The following is a 16,605-nucleotide window of genomic DNA, read 5'->3' as shown; positions in this document are numbered from 1 at the left end:
TCGGCGTCAGCCGACGGGGCGGAACTCCTGGGTCTCCTCGACCCGGAACGGCGAGTCGGCGCCAGCAGCGCGGCCGACGCCGAAGGTGAACGCGGCGGCGGCCGCGACCCACATCGCGCCCGCGACTCCGATCAGCATCTCCATGGTCTTCCCCCTCCTCCTGCGGACCACGGTACCCGTGCCGACCTACCCCAGCCGTCCCCTGAACGGGGTAAGCCCGGGTAGTCCGTTCGGGCCACCGGGACGGGCGACCGGCCGGGCACGCCGCCCGGGCATCGGCCGGGTCAGTCGCGGCCGTAGACGTCGCGGGTGTAGACCTTGTCCGCCACGTCGTCGAGGGCGTCGGTGCGCCGGTTGGCGATGATCACGTCCGCCTTCGCCTTGAAGACGTCGAGGTCGGTGATCACCTTCGAGTTGAAGAACCGCTTCTGGTCCAGCTCGGGCTCGAAGACCACGACCTTGACGCCCTTGGCCTTGATCCGCTTCATCACGCCCTGGACGGCCGACTCCCGGAAGTTGTCGGACCCGGACTTCATGGTGAGGCGGTAGATGCCGACCACCTTCGGGTCACGGCGCAGCACGTCGTCGGCGATGAAGTCCTTGCGGGTCGTGTTGGCGTCGACGATGGCGCTGATCAGGTTCTGCGGGACGTCGCGGTAGTTGGCCTGCAGCTGCCGGGTGTCCTTGGGCAGGCAGTAGCCGCCGTACCCGAAGGACGGATTGTTGTAGTGGCCGCCGATGCGCGGGTCGAGGCCGACGCCCTCGATGATCTGGCGGGTCTCGAGGCCGTGGGTGGCGGCGTAGGTGTCGAGCTCGTTGAAGTAGGCAACCCGCAGCGCCAGGTAGGTGTTGGCGAAGAGCTTGATCGCCTCCGCCTCGGTCGAGCCGGTGAACAGCACCGGCACGTCGTCGGCGACCGCGCCCTGGAGCAGCAGCTTCGCGAACAGCCGGCCGGGCTCGGTGTCCGAGCCGACCACGATCCGCGACGGGTAGAGGTTGTCGTGCAGCGCCCGTCCCTCGCGCAGGAACTCCGGGCTGAACAGGATCGACGCGCCGGGATGGGCCGCGCGCAGGGTGTTCGTGTAGCCGACCGGCACCGTCGACTTGACGACGACCGTCGCCGCCGGGTTGGCGGCGAGCGCCGCCCTCGTCACCCGCTCCACGGTCGAGGTGTCGAAGCGGTCGGTCTCGGGGTCGTAGTTGGTCGGGGTCGCGACGACGACATACGCCGCGTCGGCATAGGCGGCCTTCGCGTCACGGGTCGCGCGCAGCGTGAGCTCGGGGCGAAGCAGATGCTCCTCGAGCTCGGGATCGGCGATCGGCGAGCGCCGCGCGTTGACCGCCTCGACCCGGGCGGCGTCGACGTCGAGGATCCACACGTCGTTGTGCTGCGCGAGCAGCACGCCGTTGGACAGGCCGACATAGCCGGCACCCACCACGGTGATCTTCATACCGTCGAGGCTGCGGCCGCGTCCTGAACGGGGCCGGGAGCCGGGGTGACCGGGCGGTGACGGGCAGGCGGCCAGTGACAGGCTGCTAGTCCCAGATGGTCGCGATCGGCAGGCTCCAGAGCCGGGCGCCGTACCGGTGCCCGCGCGGGGCCGTGTTGAGCACCACCCCGCCGCGGAACCGGCCACCCGCGCGCCGGGCGAGTGCCTGCAGCGCGCTGAACTGGTGCGGTCGCAGGCTCGCGGCGGTGCGCACCTCGATGCCGAACAGGCTGTCGTCGGGGAGCTCGATGACGAGATCGACCTCGAGGCCGTTGCGCTCGCGCAGGTGACTCACCCGGTGCTCGACCCGGCTGGTCCCCCGCTGGCGCAGGAGCTCGGCCGCGACCGCGCCGTACAGCAGGCCCGTGAGCAGGCGACGGCCGCCGAGATCCTCCAGCCCGGCACTCGTGGCGCCCGCCAGGTGCCGGGCGAGGGACGGGTCGGTGAACACCGCGGCGGGACGGCCGATCGCGCGCTTCGCGACGGCCGCCCGGCAACCGGGCAGGAGGCGCAGGACGTCGAGCCGGACCAGCACGTCGACGTACGGCGAGAGCGTGGTGACGGGCAGGCCGGCCGCCGCCGCGATACGAGCCTTGTTGAGCTCGGCGGCCGGTGGGTCCGCGAGGGCCGCGAGGACGGCCTGCATCCGGTCGGGGTCGAGGCGCCGCAGCCGACCGGCGCTGCGGATGATCGCGCTCAGCTCGTCGGCCGCGTCGGGCCGGTCGAGCAGGGCCAGGTAGTCGCCCAGCTCCCATGCCGAGCGCACCTCGTCGGGTGCCGGGGCCCGGGAGCCCAGGCGGGCGACGAAGTCGGCGGACACGTCGTGCAGCGTAGGCGGCTCAGGCCCGCCGGGCGGCAGCCGCGTGCTGCGCGGCGGCCTCGACCAGCACCGCCCGGATCCCGCGCACCGTGTCGGCCCAGCTGGCGACCGTGGCCGGTGGACGCCGGCGCGCGGGCTCCCGGAGGAGCTCGGCCATCGCCGCGCCGAGGCCGTCGGGTGTCGCGGCGGCGGTGTCGACGCGGTCGCCGTGGATCGCGGACAACCCGCTGTCGTGGGTGGAGAGGACCGGGATCCCGAAGTAGCGCGCCTCGGCGACGGGCAGCCCGAAGCCCTCGTCGGACGACGCCAGGACAACGAGCCGCGAGCGCTGGACCAGCTGCTGGTAGACCGGCGTCGCGACGTACCCGGGGAAGTCGACCACGTCGCCCAGACCCTGGGCGACCGCGGTCCGGCGCAGGCGGTCACGCAGTCCCCCGGCCGCGCCGAGCACGATCAGGCGGGGCCGGGACCCGAGGTGCGCGTGAGCGACCCGCAGCGCTCGGATGACGAGTTCGGGCCGCTTGTTGGCATGGTGCCCGTAGGTCACCACGAACGGATCGGCGTCGGCCTCCGGGAGCACCACCGGCCAGCTGCGAGGGTGGTCCTGGCCGTTCTCCACCGTGACCCGGCGCGCCCGCGGCGCGATCCGGGCGGTCTCGGCGTCGGTCTTGGCGGAGATCTGGATGGAGCGCGTCGCGTGCGTGGCCGACCACGCCCAGAGTCGTCGGTAGAGCCGCTGCCGCCGCGGGAACTCCGCCGGGTGCCGGACATGGCGCCAGTCGTGCGCGATGCACACCTCCGGACGTCCGCCCGCGAACGGGCTCACCAGCGGGCTCACGGACAGCAGCGCGTCCGCTCGGCACCGGCGCGCGACCAGGCCGGCCCGCACCCACTGGCCGAAGGCCCGCGCCGCGAAGCCCTCGGGGACGACGTGCACCGTCGCCGAGGGATGGCCGGCGAGGACCTCGGCGACCCACGGTGCGCCGACGACGACGAGCTGGTCCTCGGGCGCGACCTGGCCCCACGCGCGGAGCAGCTGCTCGGCGTACAGGCGCATGCCTCCGGAGTCGGCGGGCGCGCCGAGCACGTCGATGACCAGCCTCACGCGCGGATCCCCACGCGCGGATCGTAGTGACGGCACGACCGCGGCGCAGGCGCTTTCGCCGTACCGGGGGCGGCTGCTCCGCGGCAAACTCGTCGATTTGTCTAGCGAACATCCTCGGATGCCGCCGTGGCAGGCACGCCATGGCACGATGAGCGGGCCCTGAAGGCAGAGGAACCACCGAAAGGACAGGTCGCCCAGGCATGACTCAGACGCACAGCGACTACCGCCTCAGCCAGCTGGACCAGCTGGAGGCAGAGTCGATCCACATCTTCCGCGAGGTCGCGGCCGAGTTCGAGAAGCCGGTCCTGATGTTCTCCGGCGGCAAGGACTCCATCGTCATGCTGCGGCTGGCGGAGAAGGCCTTCTACCCGGCGAAGATCCCCTTCTCGATCCTCCAGGTCGACACCGGGCTGGACTTCCCCGAGGTCATGGAGACCCGCGACCGCTGGGTCGCCCGGCTCGGCGTGAACCTCGTGGTGGCGAGCATCGACGACGCGATCAAGAACGGGATCATCCCGGACGCCGCGAAGATCAGCCGCAACCGCCTGCAGATCCCCACGCTGCTCAACGCCATCGAGGAGCACGGCTTCACCGCCGCCTTCGGCGGTGGCCGCCGCGACGAGGAGAAGGCCCGCGCCAAGGAGCGCGTCTACTCCCACCGCGACGAGTTCGGCCAGTGGGACCCGAAGAACCAGCGTCCCGAGCTGTGGAGCCTCTACAACGGCCGCCTGCACGAGGGCGAGCACATGCGGATCTTCCCGATCTCCAACTGGACCGAGCTGGATGTCTGGGACTACATCGGCCGCGAGGACATCGAGATCCCGAGCATCTACTACTCGCACCAGCGCCGCGTCTTCGAGCGCGACGGCATGCTGATGAGCGAGACCCCGCTCAACCCGCTGCGCGACGGCGAGGTCGTCGAGGAGCGGACCGTTCGGTTCCGCACCTGTGGCGACATCACGCTGACCGGCTGCGTCGAGAGCACCGCGTCCACGATCGCCGAGATCATCGACGAGGTCGCGGTCGCCCGCAAGACCGAGCGCGGCGCGACCCGCGGCGACGACCGGTTCTCCGAGGCTGCCATGGAGGACCGCAAGAAGGAGGGCTACTTCTGATGGCCGGCACCAACACGGGATATGGCATGGACCTGCTCCGCTTCGCGACCGCCGGATCGGTCGACGACGGCAAGTCGACCCTCATCGGGCGGCTCCTGCTCGACTCGAAGGCGATCTTCGAGGACCAGCTCGAGGCGGTCGAGGCCACCAGCGAGGCGAAGGGGTACGACTACACCGACCTCGCGCTGCTGACCGACGGCCTGCGCTCCGAGCGCGAGCAGGGCATCACCATCGACGTGGCCTACCGCTACTTCGCGACGCCCAACCGCAAGTTCATCATCGCCGACACCCCCGGCCACGTGCAGTACACGCGCAACATGGTCACCGGCGCGTCCACCGCCGACCTCGGCCTGGTGCTCGTCGACGCCCGCCAGGGCCTCACCGAGCAGTCGCGCCGGCACGCCGTGATCCTCTCCCTGCTCCGCGTCCCGCACCTCGTGCTGGCCGTGAACAAGATGGACCTGGTCGGCTTCGACCAGACCGTCTACGAGAAGATCTACGCCGAGTTCACGCAGTTCGCGACCAAGCTGAACGTCCCCGACCTCGAGGTCATCCCGATCTCGGCGCTGCAGGGCGACAACGTCGTGACCCGCTCCGAGAACATGCCGTGGTACTCCGGTCCCACGCTCATGCACCACCTTGAGCACGTGCACGTCGCCTCCGACCGCGACCTGATCGACGCCCGCTTCCCGGTCCAGTACGTCATCCGCCCGAAGTCGGACGAGTTCCACGACTACCGCGGGTACGCCGGGCAGGTCGCCGGCGGCATCCTCAAGCCGGGCGACGAGGTCGTCGTCTTGCCCTCGGGGATGACGTCGAAGATCGCCAAGATCGACCTCTTCGACCAGGAGATCACCGAGGCGTTCCCGCCGATGAGCGTGACCGTCCACCTCGAGGACGACGTGGACGTGTCCCGCGGCGACATGATCGCCCGGGTCAAGAACGCCCCCTCGCCCAGCCAGGACATCGACGCGATGATCTGCTGGATGACCACCACCCCGCTGCAGCCGCGGCAGAAGCTGGCGATCAAGCACACGACCCGCACGGGCCGCGCGCTGGTCAAGGACATCCAGTACCGCCTCGACGTCAACACCCTGCACCGCGACCAGGCCACCAACGAGCTCGGCGTCAACGAGATCGGCCGGGTCACCCTGCGCACCACCGTGCCGCTGCTGTGCGACCCGTACTCGAAGAACCGCACCACCGGCTCGTTCGTGCTGATCGACGAGGCCACCGGCGTCACCGTCGGCGCCGGCATGATCAACGGCTGACCCGTCGCAGATTGAACCCGAATCAACGCCGACCCGTCGCAGATTGAACCGGAATCAACGCCGACCCGTCGCAGATTGAACCGGAATCAACGCCGACCCGGCGCAGATTGAACCGGAGCCAACGCCGACCCGGCGCAGATTGAACTTGGCTGAGTTCAATCTGTGCCGGGTCGGTGCGTTTCAGAGTTCAATCTGCGCCGGGTCGGCGTGATCTGGGATTCAGACTGAGCCGGGTCAGCGCTGGGGGCGGAAGTGCTTGCCGATCTCGGGGTCGACCACGACCTCCTGGGCCGCCGGCAGGCCGTCGACGACGAGCGGCGCGGCCACGTCGGTGTTGCGCTTGACCAGCGCGAGGGCGATCGGGCCGAGCTCGTGATGGCGCGCCGACGAGCCGACGAAGCCGACCGCCCGGCCACCGCCCTCGGGCAGCACCTCGGCGCCGCGCGCGGGCAGCCGGTTCTCGGAGCCGTCGAGGTGGAGCAGGGTGAGCCGGCGCGGTGGACGGCCCAGGTTGTGCACCCGGGCGACCGTCTCCTGGCCGCGATAGCAGCCCTTGTCGAGGTGGACGGCGGGCAGCCAGGCGGGGTCCGCGCCCGGGTCCGCGCCCGGGTCCGTGGCGAGGGCCAGCCAGCCGACCTCGTTGGGAATCGTCCGCTCGTCGGTGTCGAAGCCGAGGCGCGGCTCGCCCCGGGCGATGCGCAGCGCCTCGTAGGCCCACAGCCCGGCGGCCGGACCCGCCGCCTCGGCGTACGACGCCAGCTGCTCACGCGGCACCAGGTCGTGCTTGCCGCCGCCGGCCGCCGGGCGCCAGGCCACGGCCAGCTCGTCGGTCACGTCGGCGACCTCGACGCGGAGCATGAAGCGCATCCGGTCGAGGAAGCCGAGCAGTCCCGCCGCCGCGCCCGGCTCGGTGTGGGCCGTGAAAGCCTCGCCGTCGTCGGCGCCGGAGAAGGCGTGCTCGACCCGGCCCTGCGCGTCGAGCAGGAGCGCGGAGGTCCAGCGCCCGGGCTCCAGGCCCTCGAAGGACTGGGTGGTCATCGAGTGCAGCCAGCTCAGCCGGTCCGGGCCACTGACCCGGATCACGTCGCGGTGCGACAGGTCGACGAACCCCTCGCCGGCCGCGAGGGCGCGCTGCTCGCCGTACAGGCTGCCGTAGTGGGCGGCCACGCCGGCGTCGATGCCCTCGCCGGCGACGGCGCCGGGGAGGTCGAGGAGGGGGCTGGTGCGAAGGTCGGTGCTCATGTCAGGTCCCGGTAGTGCTCGAGGAGGCGGGTCAGGGTGCCGAGGGCTGTCTGCATCTCCTCGATGTGTGCCGGGTCGAGCGTGCGGAGCATCTCCTTGATCTCGGTGCTCGACACACCCGAGGTGCGTGGCAGGTACCTCACCTCGCAAACGTCGGCGAGGTCGTCGAACTTCCCCGCCCAGTCGTCGCCCATCACGAACAGGTCGACGCCGTGCTCGACGATGTCGGCGCGCTTCTGCTCCCACGACCGCTCGGGCACGACCAGGTCGACGCCCTTGATCGCGGACACGATGGCGGCCCGGTCGTCGTACGACACGACGGACCGCTTGCCCTTGCCGGCGTTGAACTCGTCGGTCGAGACGCCCACGATCAGCCGGTCCCCCATGTCGGCGAGACGCTCGATCAGCCGCAGATGGCCGATGTGGAACAGGTCGAAGGTGCCGTAGGTCAGCACGGTCGTCATGAGGTCTCTCCTTCGCACCGGGCGCAGCGCCCGAAGACGGTGAGGTGGCCGAGGTCGGGGGTGAACCCCCGGCCGGCGAGGATCGCGACGAACGGCGCGGCCTCCTCGGCGTCGACGGAGATGATGTCGCCGCAGCCCCGGCACACCAGGTGGAAGTGCACGTGCCCGCGCGTCGAGTGGTACGTCGCGGCGCGGTCGCTGAGGTGGGCATGGCGGATCAGGCCCAGCTCCTCGAGCACCTCCAGCGTGCGGTAGACGGTGGACGGGTTGACCGTGCTCACCGTCTGCTGGACGTGGGCCAGCACCTCGTCGGGCGTCGCGTGGCCGAGCGCGTCGACCGCGCCGAGGATCAGCTCCCGCTGGGGCGTCAGCCGGTAGCCCTTCTCGCGCAGCGCCGCGCGCCAGTCGGGATCGTGATCGTGGTCGTCAGGCACGCTTGAGCCTCGCCCACAGGTGCGGCTGCAGGGCCTGGCCCATCGCGGCCATGTCGAAGGCGTAGAGCAGGTCGCCCTCGACGTTGCCGTAGAGGCGCTTGCCGGCGGTGTACTCCTTGGCCGTCTCGGTGCGCGCGACGGCGTCGGTGGTCCACTCGAACTTGCCGTTGTCGGCCTCGCCGTGCCAGACCTCGGCAATGCCCGTGTTGTGGGTCAGCAGGATCTCGAACTTCCCGTCGCCGACGCCGCGGATGAAGCCGGTCTCGATCGCGGCGTCGCGGACCTTCTCGCCCTGCTCGTCCACGATCCAGGCGCGCGCCATGTAGTGGAAGAACGGCCGGCCGTCGTGGGTGAAGATCAGCTCCTGCCCGAACTGGAACTTGTCGATCGTCGGGTAGTCGCCGTGGCCGTTGCCCCGCCAGGTGCCGAGCAGCCACGCGATGGGACCGCAGTTGGGGTGCAGGTTGTCGGGGAGTTCGAAGGCCACGAGGGCCAAGTCTAGTCGCGGGCCGGCCGCTGCGTAGGCTCGGCACATGTCGCGCTCCCTGGTCGTGAAGGTCACCTGCGGCACGGACGAGCCCGAGCGCTGCAACCAGGGCTTCACCGTGGCCGGCGCCGCGGCCGTCTCCGGGGTGACGGTGTCGCTCTGGCTGACCGGCGAGGCCTCCTGGCTGGCGGTCCCCGGACGGGCCGCCGAGCTCGAGCTGCCGCTGGCCACTCCCCTGCCCGACCTCCTCGACACCGTCCTCGCCACGGGGCGGGTCACGGTCTGCGCGCAGTGCGCGGCGCGGCGCTCGCTGACCGAGGCCGACCTGCTGCCCGGCGTACGGATCGCGGGGGCGCCGGTGTTCGTCGAGGAGGCGCTCGGCGAGGGCGTCCAGGCGCTGGTCTACTGACGTGCGGGCGGTCCTGCAGCGGGTGTCGTCGGCATCCGTCGTCGTGGACGGCACCGTGGTCGGCGCGATCGACAGGCCGGGACTGCTCGTCTACCTCGGCGTCACCCACGACGACGGCGACACCGAGGTCGCGTGGATGGCCCGCAAGATCCGCGACCTGCGCATCCTCGACGGCGAGCGGTCGGTCGGCGAGACCGACGCGCCCGTGCTGATGGTCTCCCAGTTCACGCTGTACGGCGACGCGCGCAAGGGCCGGCGTCCCACCTGGATCGCGGCCGCCCCCGGCGCCGTGAGCGAGCCGTTGTACGACGCGGTGTGCGCCGCGCTGTCCGCCGCCGGGACGCCGGTCGCGCGCGGGGTGTTCGGCGCCGACATGGCGGTCAGCTCGGTCAACGACGGCCCGTTCACCGTCCTCCTCGACTCCCCCTGACCGTCGTACCGGACATTCCTGTTGTGATTTCGGCGAATTCACGACAGGAATGTCCGGTACGACGAGCCTGTGGATGAGCCCGAGCACGGGGCGGCCGTTCGGCGGATCCTCGTCGGATGGACCTGCACCTCACCCGGCCGGGTGTCGTCGTACCGTCGCGGATCGATCCCCGAGGTCTCAGCGGACCGACGCCCGGTCAGGCCCGCGGACCCGCCTGGGCCCGGGTCGGCCCGGCTCGCTACCGACCGGCCGGAGCACCCGACACGGTCACCCAGAGGATCGTCGACGCCGACGCCGGACTGCCCGACGGGAGCGCCCCGACGGGCTGGGCGGCGCTCCACTGGCAGGGTGCCCGGTGGTTCGACGGGCTCGCGGCCGACGGTACGCCGCTGCCCATCCCAGTCGCGGTCGGCGACCGTCACGCCAAGCGCAGACGCGCCGGGGTGCGGGTGTCGGAGGACTGGCTGTTCCCCGGTGACGTGACCGTGGTCGATGGCCTGCCCATCACCGTTCCGGTGCGATCGGTGACGTACGAGGCCCGCGTGGCCCGCGACGAGATCGGGGCGCTGCGCGCCATCGAGCTGGCGGCGTACGACGACCTGGTCAGCGTCGCGGAGCTGCGGGCCTACACCTCCCACCTCGTCAGCCGGCCCGGGAAGAAGCGCCTCGAATCCGCGCTCGAGATCGCGGACGAGAACGTGTGGTCACCGATGGAGGTCGTCATGCGGCGGTTCTGGCAGCGCTGCCACGAGCGGCCGCTGCTGTGCAACCAGCCGGTCTTCGATCTGGCGGGCCACCATCTCTTCACTCCGGACCTGCTCGACCCGGAGGCGGGCGTCGCGGGAGAGTACGACGGCAGCGTGCACGAGGCCGGGCGCCGGCGGAGCCAGGACCTCGACCGGACGGAGCTCACCCGACGCCTCGGCATCGAGGTGGTGACGATGATGGGCGGTGCCGGCGAGCAGCGCCGGTTCCAGCACCGCCTCGACGGCGCCTACCAGCGCGCCGGGAGCGGGCCGCGGGCGTGGACGATCGAGCAGCCGGACTGGTGGGTCGACACCTCGACCGTGGCCCGGCGCCGCGCGCTCAGCCCGGCCGATCGCGAACGCTGGCTCGCGCATCGTCGTACCGGACAGAACGGTCGCGAAATCGCCTGAATCACAACCGGAATGTCCGGTACGACGATCAGATCAGGCCGCGGCGCGACGGGAGAGACGCAGCCCGAGCAGGTACATCTCGCAGCCCAGGCAGAACGCGAAGACGGCGTTGAGGAAGGCGGCCACGAAGGCCAGAGCCGCCGCGACCTGACCCAGCAGGACGACGTCGGTGGCGAAGCCGATCGTGGCGACGACGGCGAACACCAGGCCGACCGCCTGGGCGAAGCGCGGCGGGGCGGGATCCTCGAGCTCGGCGGGCGGGGCGAGGCGGGGACGGACCAGCCGCCGGAAGAGCACGCCCGTCGGCGTCCGGTGGACGCCGAGACCGGCGCCGATCGCGAAGAGGACGGCCTGCACGCCGGTGATCACGGCGGCCGCACCGGGTGCCGCGTCGGAGAGCAGCAGCGCGACGGCGAAGACCACGAGGGTCACGGCGGCGGTGAAGCGGGGGCCGCGGGGGTCGATGCCCGGTAGGTCGGCGGCCATCAGGACTCCTGGAGGGCGGGCAGCGCGGCGAGCACCTGCTCGCGGCGCGGGGCGCCGGCCGCGCGGGTGACCTCGTGCCCGCGGCGGTCGAGCACCAGCGTGGTCGGCGTACGACGGATGTCGAGCGCGCGGACCAGGTCGAGGTGCTGCTCGGCGTCGATCTCCAGATGTGTGACACCGTCGGCCCGGCCGGCGACGTCGGCGAGGACGACGCGGGTGGTGCGGCAGGGCGCGCAGAACGCGCTGGAGAACTGCACGAGGGTGGCCCGCTCCCCCAGCGCCGCGTCGGGTACGGCGCCCGCGACGGCGGTCCATGTGGTCGGGGCAGCCGGCGCCGCGACGGCGAAGCTGCCGTCGGTGCGGCGCCGGTACAGACCGAAGCCGGCCGCCACGGCGACGGCCAGCAGGAGCAGCACGAGTCCGGTCACGATCGTCTCCAACGGGGTCAGGGCCTGACCTATTCCAGGTCGTCCATTCCACCGGGTGCCGCTTCGGTCGGACCACGCCGTCCGAGGGATGGGCGGGTTTCCCAGGCGTGGGCATCCGTCAGCTGACGGATGCCCGGCCGCCCCCAGGCCCCGAGCTCGGGCAGATGAGCCGATACCGGACGTGACCGGGCGCACATAGTTTCGGGGCATCTCGGTCAGACCGAACCCTGGAGGACCCATGAGAAGCGCCATCCGCGCGATGTCGTCACACACCAAGATGACGATCTTCTGGCTGCTTTTCGGCGCCAGCATCCTGCTCGCCGTCTTCCCGCCGCTCTACCTGGCGGGCAGCGGCATCGACACCCCGATCCTCGGCGTGCCGTTCAGCGTCGCCTACTGGATCTTCGACGCCCTGCTCGCCACCGGTGCCGTGTGGCTGCTGTGGATCTTCGAGAACATCCGCGGCGAGGTGGGCGAGGAGCCCGAGGAGGTGGCGGCCTGATGACCTCCATGACCGGCTCCATGGCCGTCACCCTCGGGATGCTGACCGCGTTCTTCGCCCTGATCGTGTTCGTGCTCTACGCCACCAACCGCAGCGCGAAGTCGTTCTCCGACTACGCCGTCGGCGGCCGCTCGTTCACCAGCTGGTACATCGCGATGTCCTACACCAACTCGTGGTGGCCGGGCGCGACGTACACCGCCTTCTTCGGTCTCAGCGTCAGCGCCGGCGTGCTCGGCTTCTACGCCCTGGCCTACTCGCTGCTGGGCGTCACCGCGATGTACCTGATGGCGGAGCGGGCCTGGCTCTGGGGCAAGCGCTACGACCTCAAGACCCAGCCCGACATGCTGGGCCTGCGCTTCGACTCCCAGGCGGTGCGGGTGATCGCGAGCGCCATCGGCGTCGTGTGCCTGTTCCCGTGGATCGTCCTGGGCATGCAGGCGATGGGCCTGATCTTCCGCTTCGCCAGCTTCGGGCAGTGGTCGGTGACCACCTGCCTGATCGTCGGCGTCGCGGTGATCGCGGTCCGCCAGATCTGGACCGTGCAGATGGGCATGCGCGGCCTGGTGATCACCGACCTGGTCCAGGGCATCGTGGCGTACGTGCTGGCCGCCCTGGTCTGCCTCGGCATCCTGTTCGGCCCCGCCGACTCCGGCGGCTTCACGGCGCTGAAGGACGTGCCGGACGCGCTGCTCGTCGTCCCGGGCGACGGCGGCTCCTACGGTCCCTGGTACCTCTTCTCGCTCGTCGTCACCGGCGTGATCGGCTCACTGTGCTGGCCGACGAGCTACCAGCGGATCTACACCGCCCGGGGCGTCCGCAGCGTCAAGAAGGGCACGCTGCAGACGATGCTCGTCGCCGGCGGCTTCTACCTGATGCTCACGCTGGTCGCGCTCGCCGCCGCGTCGATGACCGACATCGCCGGCTCCCCGCAGGACGGCTGGTTCACGCTGCTCTACGACCGCGGCGGCCAGTGGCTGCTCGGCATGGCGCTGGTCATCGTGCTCGCCGCGAGCATGGGCTGGATCGACGGCTGCGTGCAGGTCTGCGGCGCCCAGATCGCCAACGACATCGTGCACGTCATCTCGCCACGCACCGACTTCCAGCTCAAGGTCGTGGCCAAGGGCTCGATGGTCGTCTACATGCTGGCGTCGGCGGTCGTCGCCTACATCGCCTTCGACTACCCACGCCTCCAACTGCTGGCGCAGATGTCCTACCAGGGCATCGTCCAGCTCGCCGTCCCGATGTTCCTCGGCATGTTCTGGAAGCGCGGCAGCAAGACGGCGGCCCTGGTGTCGATGTGCACCGGCTTCCTCGTCGCCGCGGTGCTGACCTGGCAGTTCCCGGACGACATGCCCGGCCTCGGCAGCCTCACCGGCGGTGTCGTCGCCCTCGCCATCAACCTCGTCGTGTACGTCGTGCTGGCCTACCTGCTGCCGCAGCCGGAGGAGGAGCGCCGGCGCATCGACGAGCTCTTCGAGGCCGGCCGGTCGCGCCCCGAGCCGACCCTCGCCCCCACCCACTGATCCCACCGATCCGAAACGGAGCTGTGTCATGACATCGCAGGAGACCCACGACCGCGTGCTGGCGGCGGTGGACGCCCTCAAGGACGACCTCGTCACCACGCTCTCGGAGGTCATCTCGATCCCGAGTGTGAACCCGAAGTACCCAGGCCAGGTGTACGACGAGGTGGTCGGCCTCGAGGGACGCGTGTCCCGCCTCGTGGGCGAGATCTACGAGGACGCCGGCGCCGACGTGGAGTACTGGGCCGTCGAGAAGGGCCGCGACAACGCGGTCGGCACGCTCAAGGGCACCGGCGGCGGCAGGTCGCTCATCTTCAACGGCCACGTGGACGTCGTACCGCCCGGCAACCCGGACCGGTGGACCTCGGGCGACCCGTTCTCCGGCAAGGTCGACGGCGACCGGGTCTGGGGCCGCGGCGCCAGCGACATGAAGGCGGGCCTGGTGGCCCAGGCGTTCGCGGTCAAGGCGCTGCAGCGGGCCGGGGTCGCGCTGAAGGGCGATCTCATCGTCGAGGCCGTCGTCGGCGAGGAGGTGATGGACCACGAGTGCGGCGTCACCTCGACCGTCGAGCACGGCTACCGCGCCGACGCGGCCGTGGTCGCCGAGCCGAGCGGGCCGACCAACCTCGGTGTCATCCCGGTGACCCCCGGGCTGCTGTGGTTCTCCGTCACCGTCCAGGGGAAGGCGACGCACTCGTCGATGCGCGGCCAGACCATCCGCGCGGGCGGCGGGGGCAGCGCGGTCGGCGTCAACGCGATCGACAAAGGGATGCTCGTCTTCCAGGCGATGCAGCGCCTGGAGGAGGAGTGGGCGTTCACCAAGTCCCATCCGCTCTTCGCGCCGGGCCACTTCACGATCCACCCGGGTGTCGTCCAGGGCGGGCCGCACGGCGTGCTCGTGCCGTTCATCCTGTCGGAGTACATGACCATCGAGTACTGCATCTGGTACCCGCCCCAGGACGACCCGGCGTCCGTGAAGGCCGAGGTCGAGGCGCAGATCCGCGCGATCGCGCAGACCGACGGCTGGCTGCGCGAGCACCCGCCGGTGGTCGAGTGGAAGCTCAACTGGCCGGCCAACGACCCCGGCGAGGCGGCGCACGCGATCACCGCCGCCGTTTCGTCGGCCCACGAGCGGGTGTCCGGCCAGACGGCGTACCAGGGTCCGCCTCCGGTGGCCGGCTTCTGCGCCGTCGAGGACTGCAGCTTCCTCACGGCGGCGGGCATCCCGGCGATCAGCTACGGCCCGGGCGACCTTCGGGTCGCGCACGCCGACGACGAGTACTGCCTCATCGACGAGGTCCACCTGGCCACCCGGACGTACGCCTCGCTGGCGCTCGACTGGTGCGGCACCGCGTGAGCCTCCCGAACACCGACCACTGAAGAAGGGACCGATCATGATCGACCTCACCGACAAGGTGGCCGTCGTCACCGGCGGATCCTCCGGCATCGGCCGGGCCATCGCCACCACCCTCGCCCGGGTCGGCGCGCACGTCGTCGTCGCCGACCTGACCGAGCAGGCGCGCGAGGGTGGCGAGACCACCACCGCTCTGATCGTCGCCGAGGGCGGCTCGGCGGAGTTCGTGAAGCTCGACGTCACCGCCAGCGCGCACGTGGCGTCGGTCTTCGCCGACCTGGACGAGCGCCTCGGCGGGCTGGACGTGCTCGTCAACAATGCGGGCGTGCTGCGCGAGGGCAGCGTGCACGAGACCGACGACGAGACCTGGCGCACCCAGTTCCTCGTCAACGTCGACGGCACCTTCCACTGCACCCGCGAGATGGTGCGCGGCCTGCTCGCCCGCGAGCGGCCGGGCAAGATCGTCAACATCAGCTCGATCAGCGGCTTCCGCGGCAACCCGGGCTTCGCGGCGTACTGCGCGACCAAGGGCGCGATCGTGAACTTCACGCGCCAGGTCGCGCTCGACTACGCGAGCAGGGGGATCAACGTCAACGCGGTCGCGCCCGGCTTCGTCACCACGCACATGACGGCGCTCTACGACCAGGCCACCCACGACGCGCTCGCCGGGCAGACGCCCCGCGGTCGCTGGGCGAGCCCCCAGGACGTCGCCAACGCCGTGCTCTTCCTCGCCAGCCCGCTCGCCGACCACGTCGTCGGCGACAACCTGCTGGTCGACGGCGGCTGGACGATCGGCACACCGGTCGAGCTGGACGCCTGAGGGACCGGGGCGTCAGATGCGGACGAGCGAGGGGGTGGGCGCCGCGAGCGGGACGATCCCCTCGGCCACCGCCTTGCTCGCCGCGGCCACCCGGGTGGCGCAGCCGAGCTTGGCGAGGATGTGCTCGACGTGGGTGGCGACCGTGCGCGGGCTGAGCGAGAGCGAGAGCCCGATCGCGGGGTTGCCCAGGCCGGCGGCTACCAGGGTCAGCACCTGGACCTCGCGTGGGGAGAGCCGGTACGGCGCCGCAGCCTCGCGCAGCGTCACCAGGACTCCGGTCGCCAGGCGGGTGGTGCGCACCTCGTGGCACCGGCCGGCCGGCGACACCCAGGCGAAGCGGGACGGCGGGCCCTCCGGCCGGGCCAGCAGCTCGGCGGTGAGCGGCGAGTCGTCGGCCAGCCAGCGGTCCCGGCGCAGGCCGGGCAGCGCCACGAGCCGCCGGTCGGCCGTGATCAGGCCGGCCTCGGCGGCGTCCTCGAGGAGCTCGGTCCAGCTGTGCCCCTCCGGCGGGCGCATCGCGTCCATGAGCGGCGCGATCACGCGCTGCAACGCGATCAACGTCTCGACGGCGGAGTCGCTGATCGGCAACGGCGAGTCGGAGCTCAGGTGCAGCGCCCCGGTGTAGCGCCCGTCGCGGGTGAAGAGACAGGTGGTCGACCCCTCCGCGAAGCCGCCCGGGATGAAGACCTCGTGCGCGCTGAACATGTCGCGGTAGTTGGGGATGTCGCACCAGCGCAGCGGCCGCGGGTTGCGGAAGCGCATGGTCAGGAACGCCGGGTCGTCGTTGACGAAGCCGTCGTTGAGGTAGGTCAGCACGGGGTCGGAGTAGCCGATCTCGGCGACCGTCAGGTGTCGCTCCTCGACCGGGTCGAAGGTGGACAGCGCGGCCGCCTCGAGCGGGATCGCCTCGCCGATGCGCTCCAGGACGGCCGTGGCCCGCACGGTGGCGGGGGTGTGCTCGACGCAGATGGCAGCCACGTCGGCCACCAGGTCGAGCGGCGAAGGACGACTGCTCATCGGGACTCCCTGCTGACGATCGGCCCAGCCTACGCTCCCCCTGCCTCCGTCGTA

General features: G+C 71.3%; 20 protein-coding genes. 9 read left to right on the top strand and 11 right to left on the bottom strand.

Annotation, left to right across the window (positions count from 1 at the left end):
* Positions 1-6 precede the first annotated feature (6 nt).
* The 4 genes from RB608_RS07230 to RB608_RS07215 form a co-directional block, all read right to left on the bottom strand.
* A complete protein-coding gene (locus RB608_RS07230) occupies positions 7-144 on the bottom strand; it encodes a hypothetical protein (RefSeq protein WP_308087133.1) in 138 nt (45 codons plus the stop codon).
* 140 nt (positions 145-284) lie between these two features.
* Positions 285-1,451 carry a nucleotide sugar dehydrogenase gene (locus RB608_RS07225; protein WP_308087132.1) on the bottom strand — a complete coding sequence of 389 codons (1,167 nt, stop codon included), beginning with the start codon at positions 1,449-1,451 and terminating at the stop codon, positions 285-287.
* Between the two features lie 85 nt (positions 1,452-1,536).
* Positions 1,537-2,310: a DUF4143 domain-containing protein gene (locus tag RB608_RS07220; RefSeq protein ID WP_308087131.1), complete on the bottom strand. Its 774-nt coding sequence runs from the start codon at positions 2,308-2,310 to the stop codon at positions 1,537-1,539.
* Positions 2,311-2,329: 19 nt separating this feature from the next.
* Positions 2,330-3,415, bottom strand: coding sequence for a glycosyltransferase (locus tag RB608_RS07215; protein WP_308087130.1), 1,086 nt, complete (start codon positions 3,413-3,415; stop codon positions 2,330-2,332).
* 200 nt (positions 3,416-3,615) lie between these two features.
* Between RB608_RS07215 and cysD the strand changes: the two genes are divergently transcribed.
* Together cysD and RB608_RS07205 are read left to right on the top strand one after the other, a co-directional pair.
* Complete coding sequence (gene cysD, locus RB608_RS07210) at positions 3,616-4,530, top strand: sulfate adenylyltransferase subunit CysD (protein WP_308087129.1); 915 nt, start codon at positions 3,616-3,618, stop codon at positions 4,528-4,530.
* On the top strand, positions 4,530-5,801 hold the full coding sequence (locus RB608_RS07205; RefSeq protein WP_308087128.1) for a GTP-binding protein: 1,272 nt from the start codon (positions 4,530-4,532) through the stop codon (positions 5,799-5,801). Before cysD ends, RB608_RS07205 begins: the two co-directional genes overlap by 1 nt.
* 234 nt (positions 5,802-6,035) lie before the next feature.
* On the opposite strand, the gene RB608_RS07200 is transcribed toward RB608_RS07205, so the two are convergent.
* Genes RB608_RS07200 through RB608_RS07185 form a run of 4 tightly spaced genes read right to left on the bottom strand, consistent with a single transcriptional unit; the run spans position 6,036 to position 8,428 of the window.
* Positions 6,036-7,043, bottom strand: coding sequence for a folate-binding protein (locus tag RB608_RS07200; protein WP_308087127.1), 1,008 nt, complete (start codon positions 7,041-7,043; stop codon positions 6,036-6,038).
* Positions 7,040-7,507, bottom strand: coding sequence for an adenylyltransferase/cytidyltransferase family protein (locus RB608_RS07195; RefSeq protein ID WP_392390976.1), 468 nt, complete (start codon positions 7,505-7,507; stop codon positions 7,040-7,042). Before RB608_RS07195 ends, RB608_RS07200 begins: the two co-directional genes overlap by 4 nt.
* Positions 7,504-7,941: a Fur family transcriptional regulator gene (locus RB608_RS07190; protein ID WP_308087126.1), complete on the bottom strand. Its 438-nt coding sequence runs from the start codon at positions 7,939-7,941 to the stop codon at positions 7,504-7,506. Before RB608_RS07190 ends, RB608_RS07195 begins: the two co-directional genes overlap by 4 nt.
* On the bottom strand, positions 7,934-8,428 hold the full coding sequence (locus tag RB608_RS07185) for an FABP family protein (protein WP_308087125.1): 495 nt from the start codon (positions 8,426-8,428) through the stop codon (positions 7,934-7,936). Before RB608_RS07185 ends, RB608_RS07190 begins: the two co-directional genes overlap by 8 nt.
* Before the next feature lie 46 nt (positions 8,429-8,474).
* On the opposite strand from RB608_RS07185, the gene RB608_RS07180 reads away from it, so the two are divergent.
* The 3 genes from RB608_RS07180 to RB608_RS07170 all read left to right on the top strand — a co-directional run bounded on the left by RB608_RS07180 (position 8,475) and on the right by RB608_RS07170 (position 10,424).
* Positions 8,475-8,837 (top strand): DsrE family protein, encoded by a 363-nt coding sequence (locus tag RB608_RS07180; protein WP_308087124.1) that lies wholly within the window; start codon positions 8,475-8,477, stop codon positions 8,835-8,837.
* A 1-nt stretch (position 8,838) separates the two neighbouring features.
* Entirely contained in the window at positions 8,839-9,267 is a 429-nt protein-coding gene (dtd, locus tag RB608_RS07175) for a D-aminoacyl-tRNA deacylase (protein WP_308087123.1), read from the top strand.
* A gap of 116 nt (positions 9,268-9,383) precedes the next feature.
* Positions 9,384-10,424: a hypothetical protein gene (locus RB608_RS07170; protein ID WP_308087122.1), complete on the top strand. Its 1,041-nt coding sequence runs from the start codon at positions 9,384-9,386 to the stop codon at positions 10,422-10,424.
* Between the two features lie 33 nt (positions 10,425-10,457).
* Here RB608_RS07170 and RB608_RS07165 read toward each other — a convergent pair whose 3' ends face one another.
* The gene (locus RB608_RS07165) at positions 10,458-10,910 is read right to left on the bottom strand and encodes a DUF4395 domain-containing protein (RefSeq protein WP_308087121.1); all 453 of its coding nucleotides are present in this window, start codon (positions 10,908-10,910) and stop codon (positions 10,458-10,460) included.
* Positions 10,910-11,338 (bottom strand): thioredoxin family protein, encoded by a 429-nt coding sequence (locus tag RB608_RS07160; RefSeq protein ID WP_308087120.1) that lies wholly within the window; start codon positions 11,336-11,338, stop codon positions 10,910-10,912. Before RB608_RS07160 ends, RB608_RS07165 begins: the two co-directional genes overlap by 1 nt.
* Positions 11,339-11,576: 238 nt before the next feature.
* Between RB608_RS07160 and RB608_RS07155 the strand changes: the two genes are divergently transcribed.
* From RB608_RS07155 to RB608_RS07140, 4 genes are read left to right on the top strand one after another with little or no spacing between them, the layout of a single operon-like run.
* On the top strand, positions 11,577-11,840 hold the full coding sequence (locus tag RB608_RS07155; RefSeq protein WP_308087119.1) for a hypothetical protein: 264 nt from the start codon (positions 11,577-11,579) through the stop codon (positions 11,838-11,840).
* On the top strand, positions 11,840-13,363 hold the full coding sequence (locus RB608_RS07150; RefSeq protein WP_308087118.1) for a sodium:solute symporter family protein: 1,524 nt from the start codon (positions 11,840-11,842) through the stop codon (positions 13,361-13,363). Before RB608_RS07155 ends, RB608_RS07150 begins: the two co-directional genes overlap by 1 nt.
* A gap of 28 nt (positions 13,364-13,391) precedes the next feature.
* Positions 13,392-14,717 (top strand): ArgE/DapE family deacylase, encoded by a 1,326-nt coding sequence (locus RB608_RS07145; protein WP_308087117.1) that lies wholly within the window; start codon positions 13,392-13,394, stop codon positions 14,715-14,717.
* A 37-nt stretch (positions 14,718-14,754) separates the two neighbouring features.
* Positions 14,755-15,534: an SDR family NAD(P)-dependent oxidoreductase gene (locus RB608_RS07140; protein WP_308087116.1), complete on the top strand. Its 780-nt coding sequence runs from the start codon at positions 14,755-14,757 to the stop codon at positions 15,532-15,534.
* A gap of 12 nt (positions 15,535-15,546) precedes the next feature.
* Here the strand turns inward: RB608_RS07140 and RB608_RS07135 are convergent, their stop codons facing one another.
* Positions 15,547-16,551 (bottom strand): LuxR C-terminal-related transcriptional regulator, encoded by a 1,005-nt coding sequence (locus RB608_RS07135; RefSeq protein ID WP_308087115.1) that lies wholly within the window; start codon positions 16,549-16,551, stop codon positions 15,547-15,549.
* Positions 16,552-16,605 lie beyond the last annotated feature (54 nt).

Origin of the sequence: Nocardioides sp. LHD-245 (assembly GCF_030929495.1) — a bacterium.
In the GTDB taxonomy this organism is placed as follows: Bacteria; Actinomycetota; Actinomycetes; order Propionibacteriales; family Nocardioidaceae; genus Nocardioides.
Note: the sequence above shows the minus strand (reverse complement) of the source record. Positions and strands in the feature narration are given on the sequence as shown.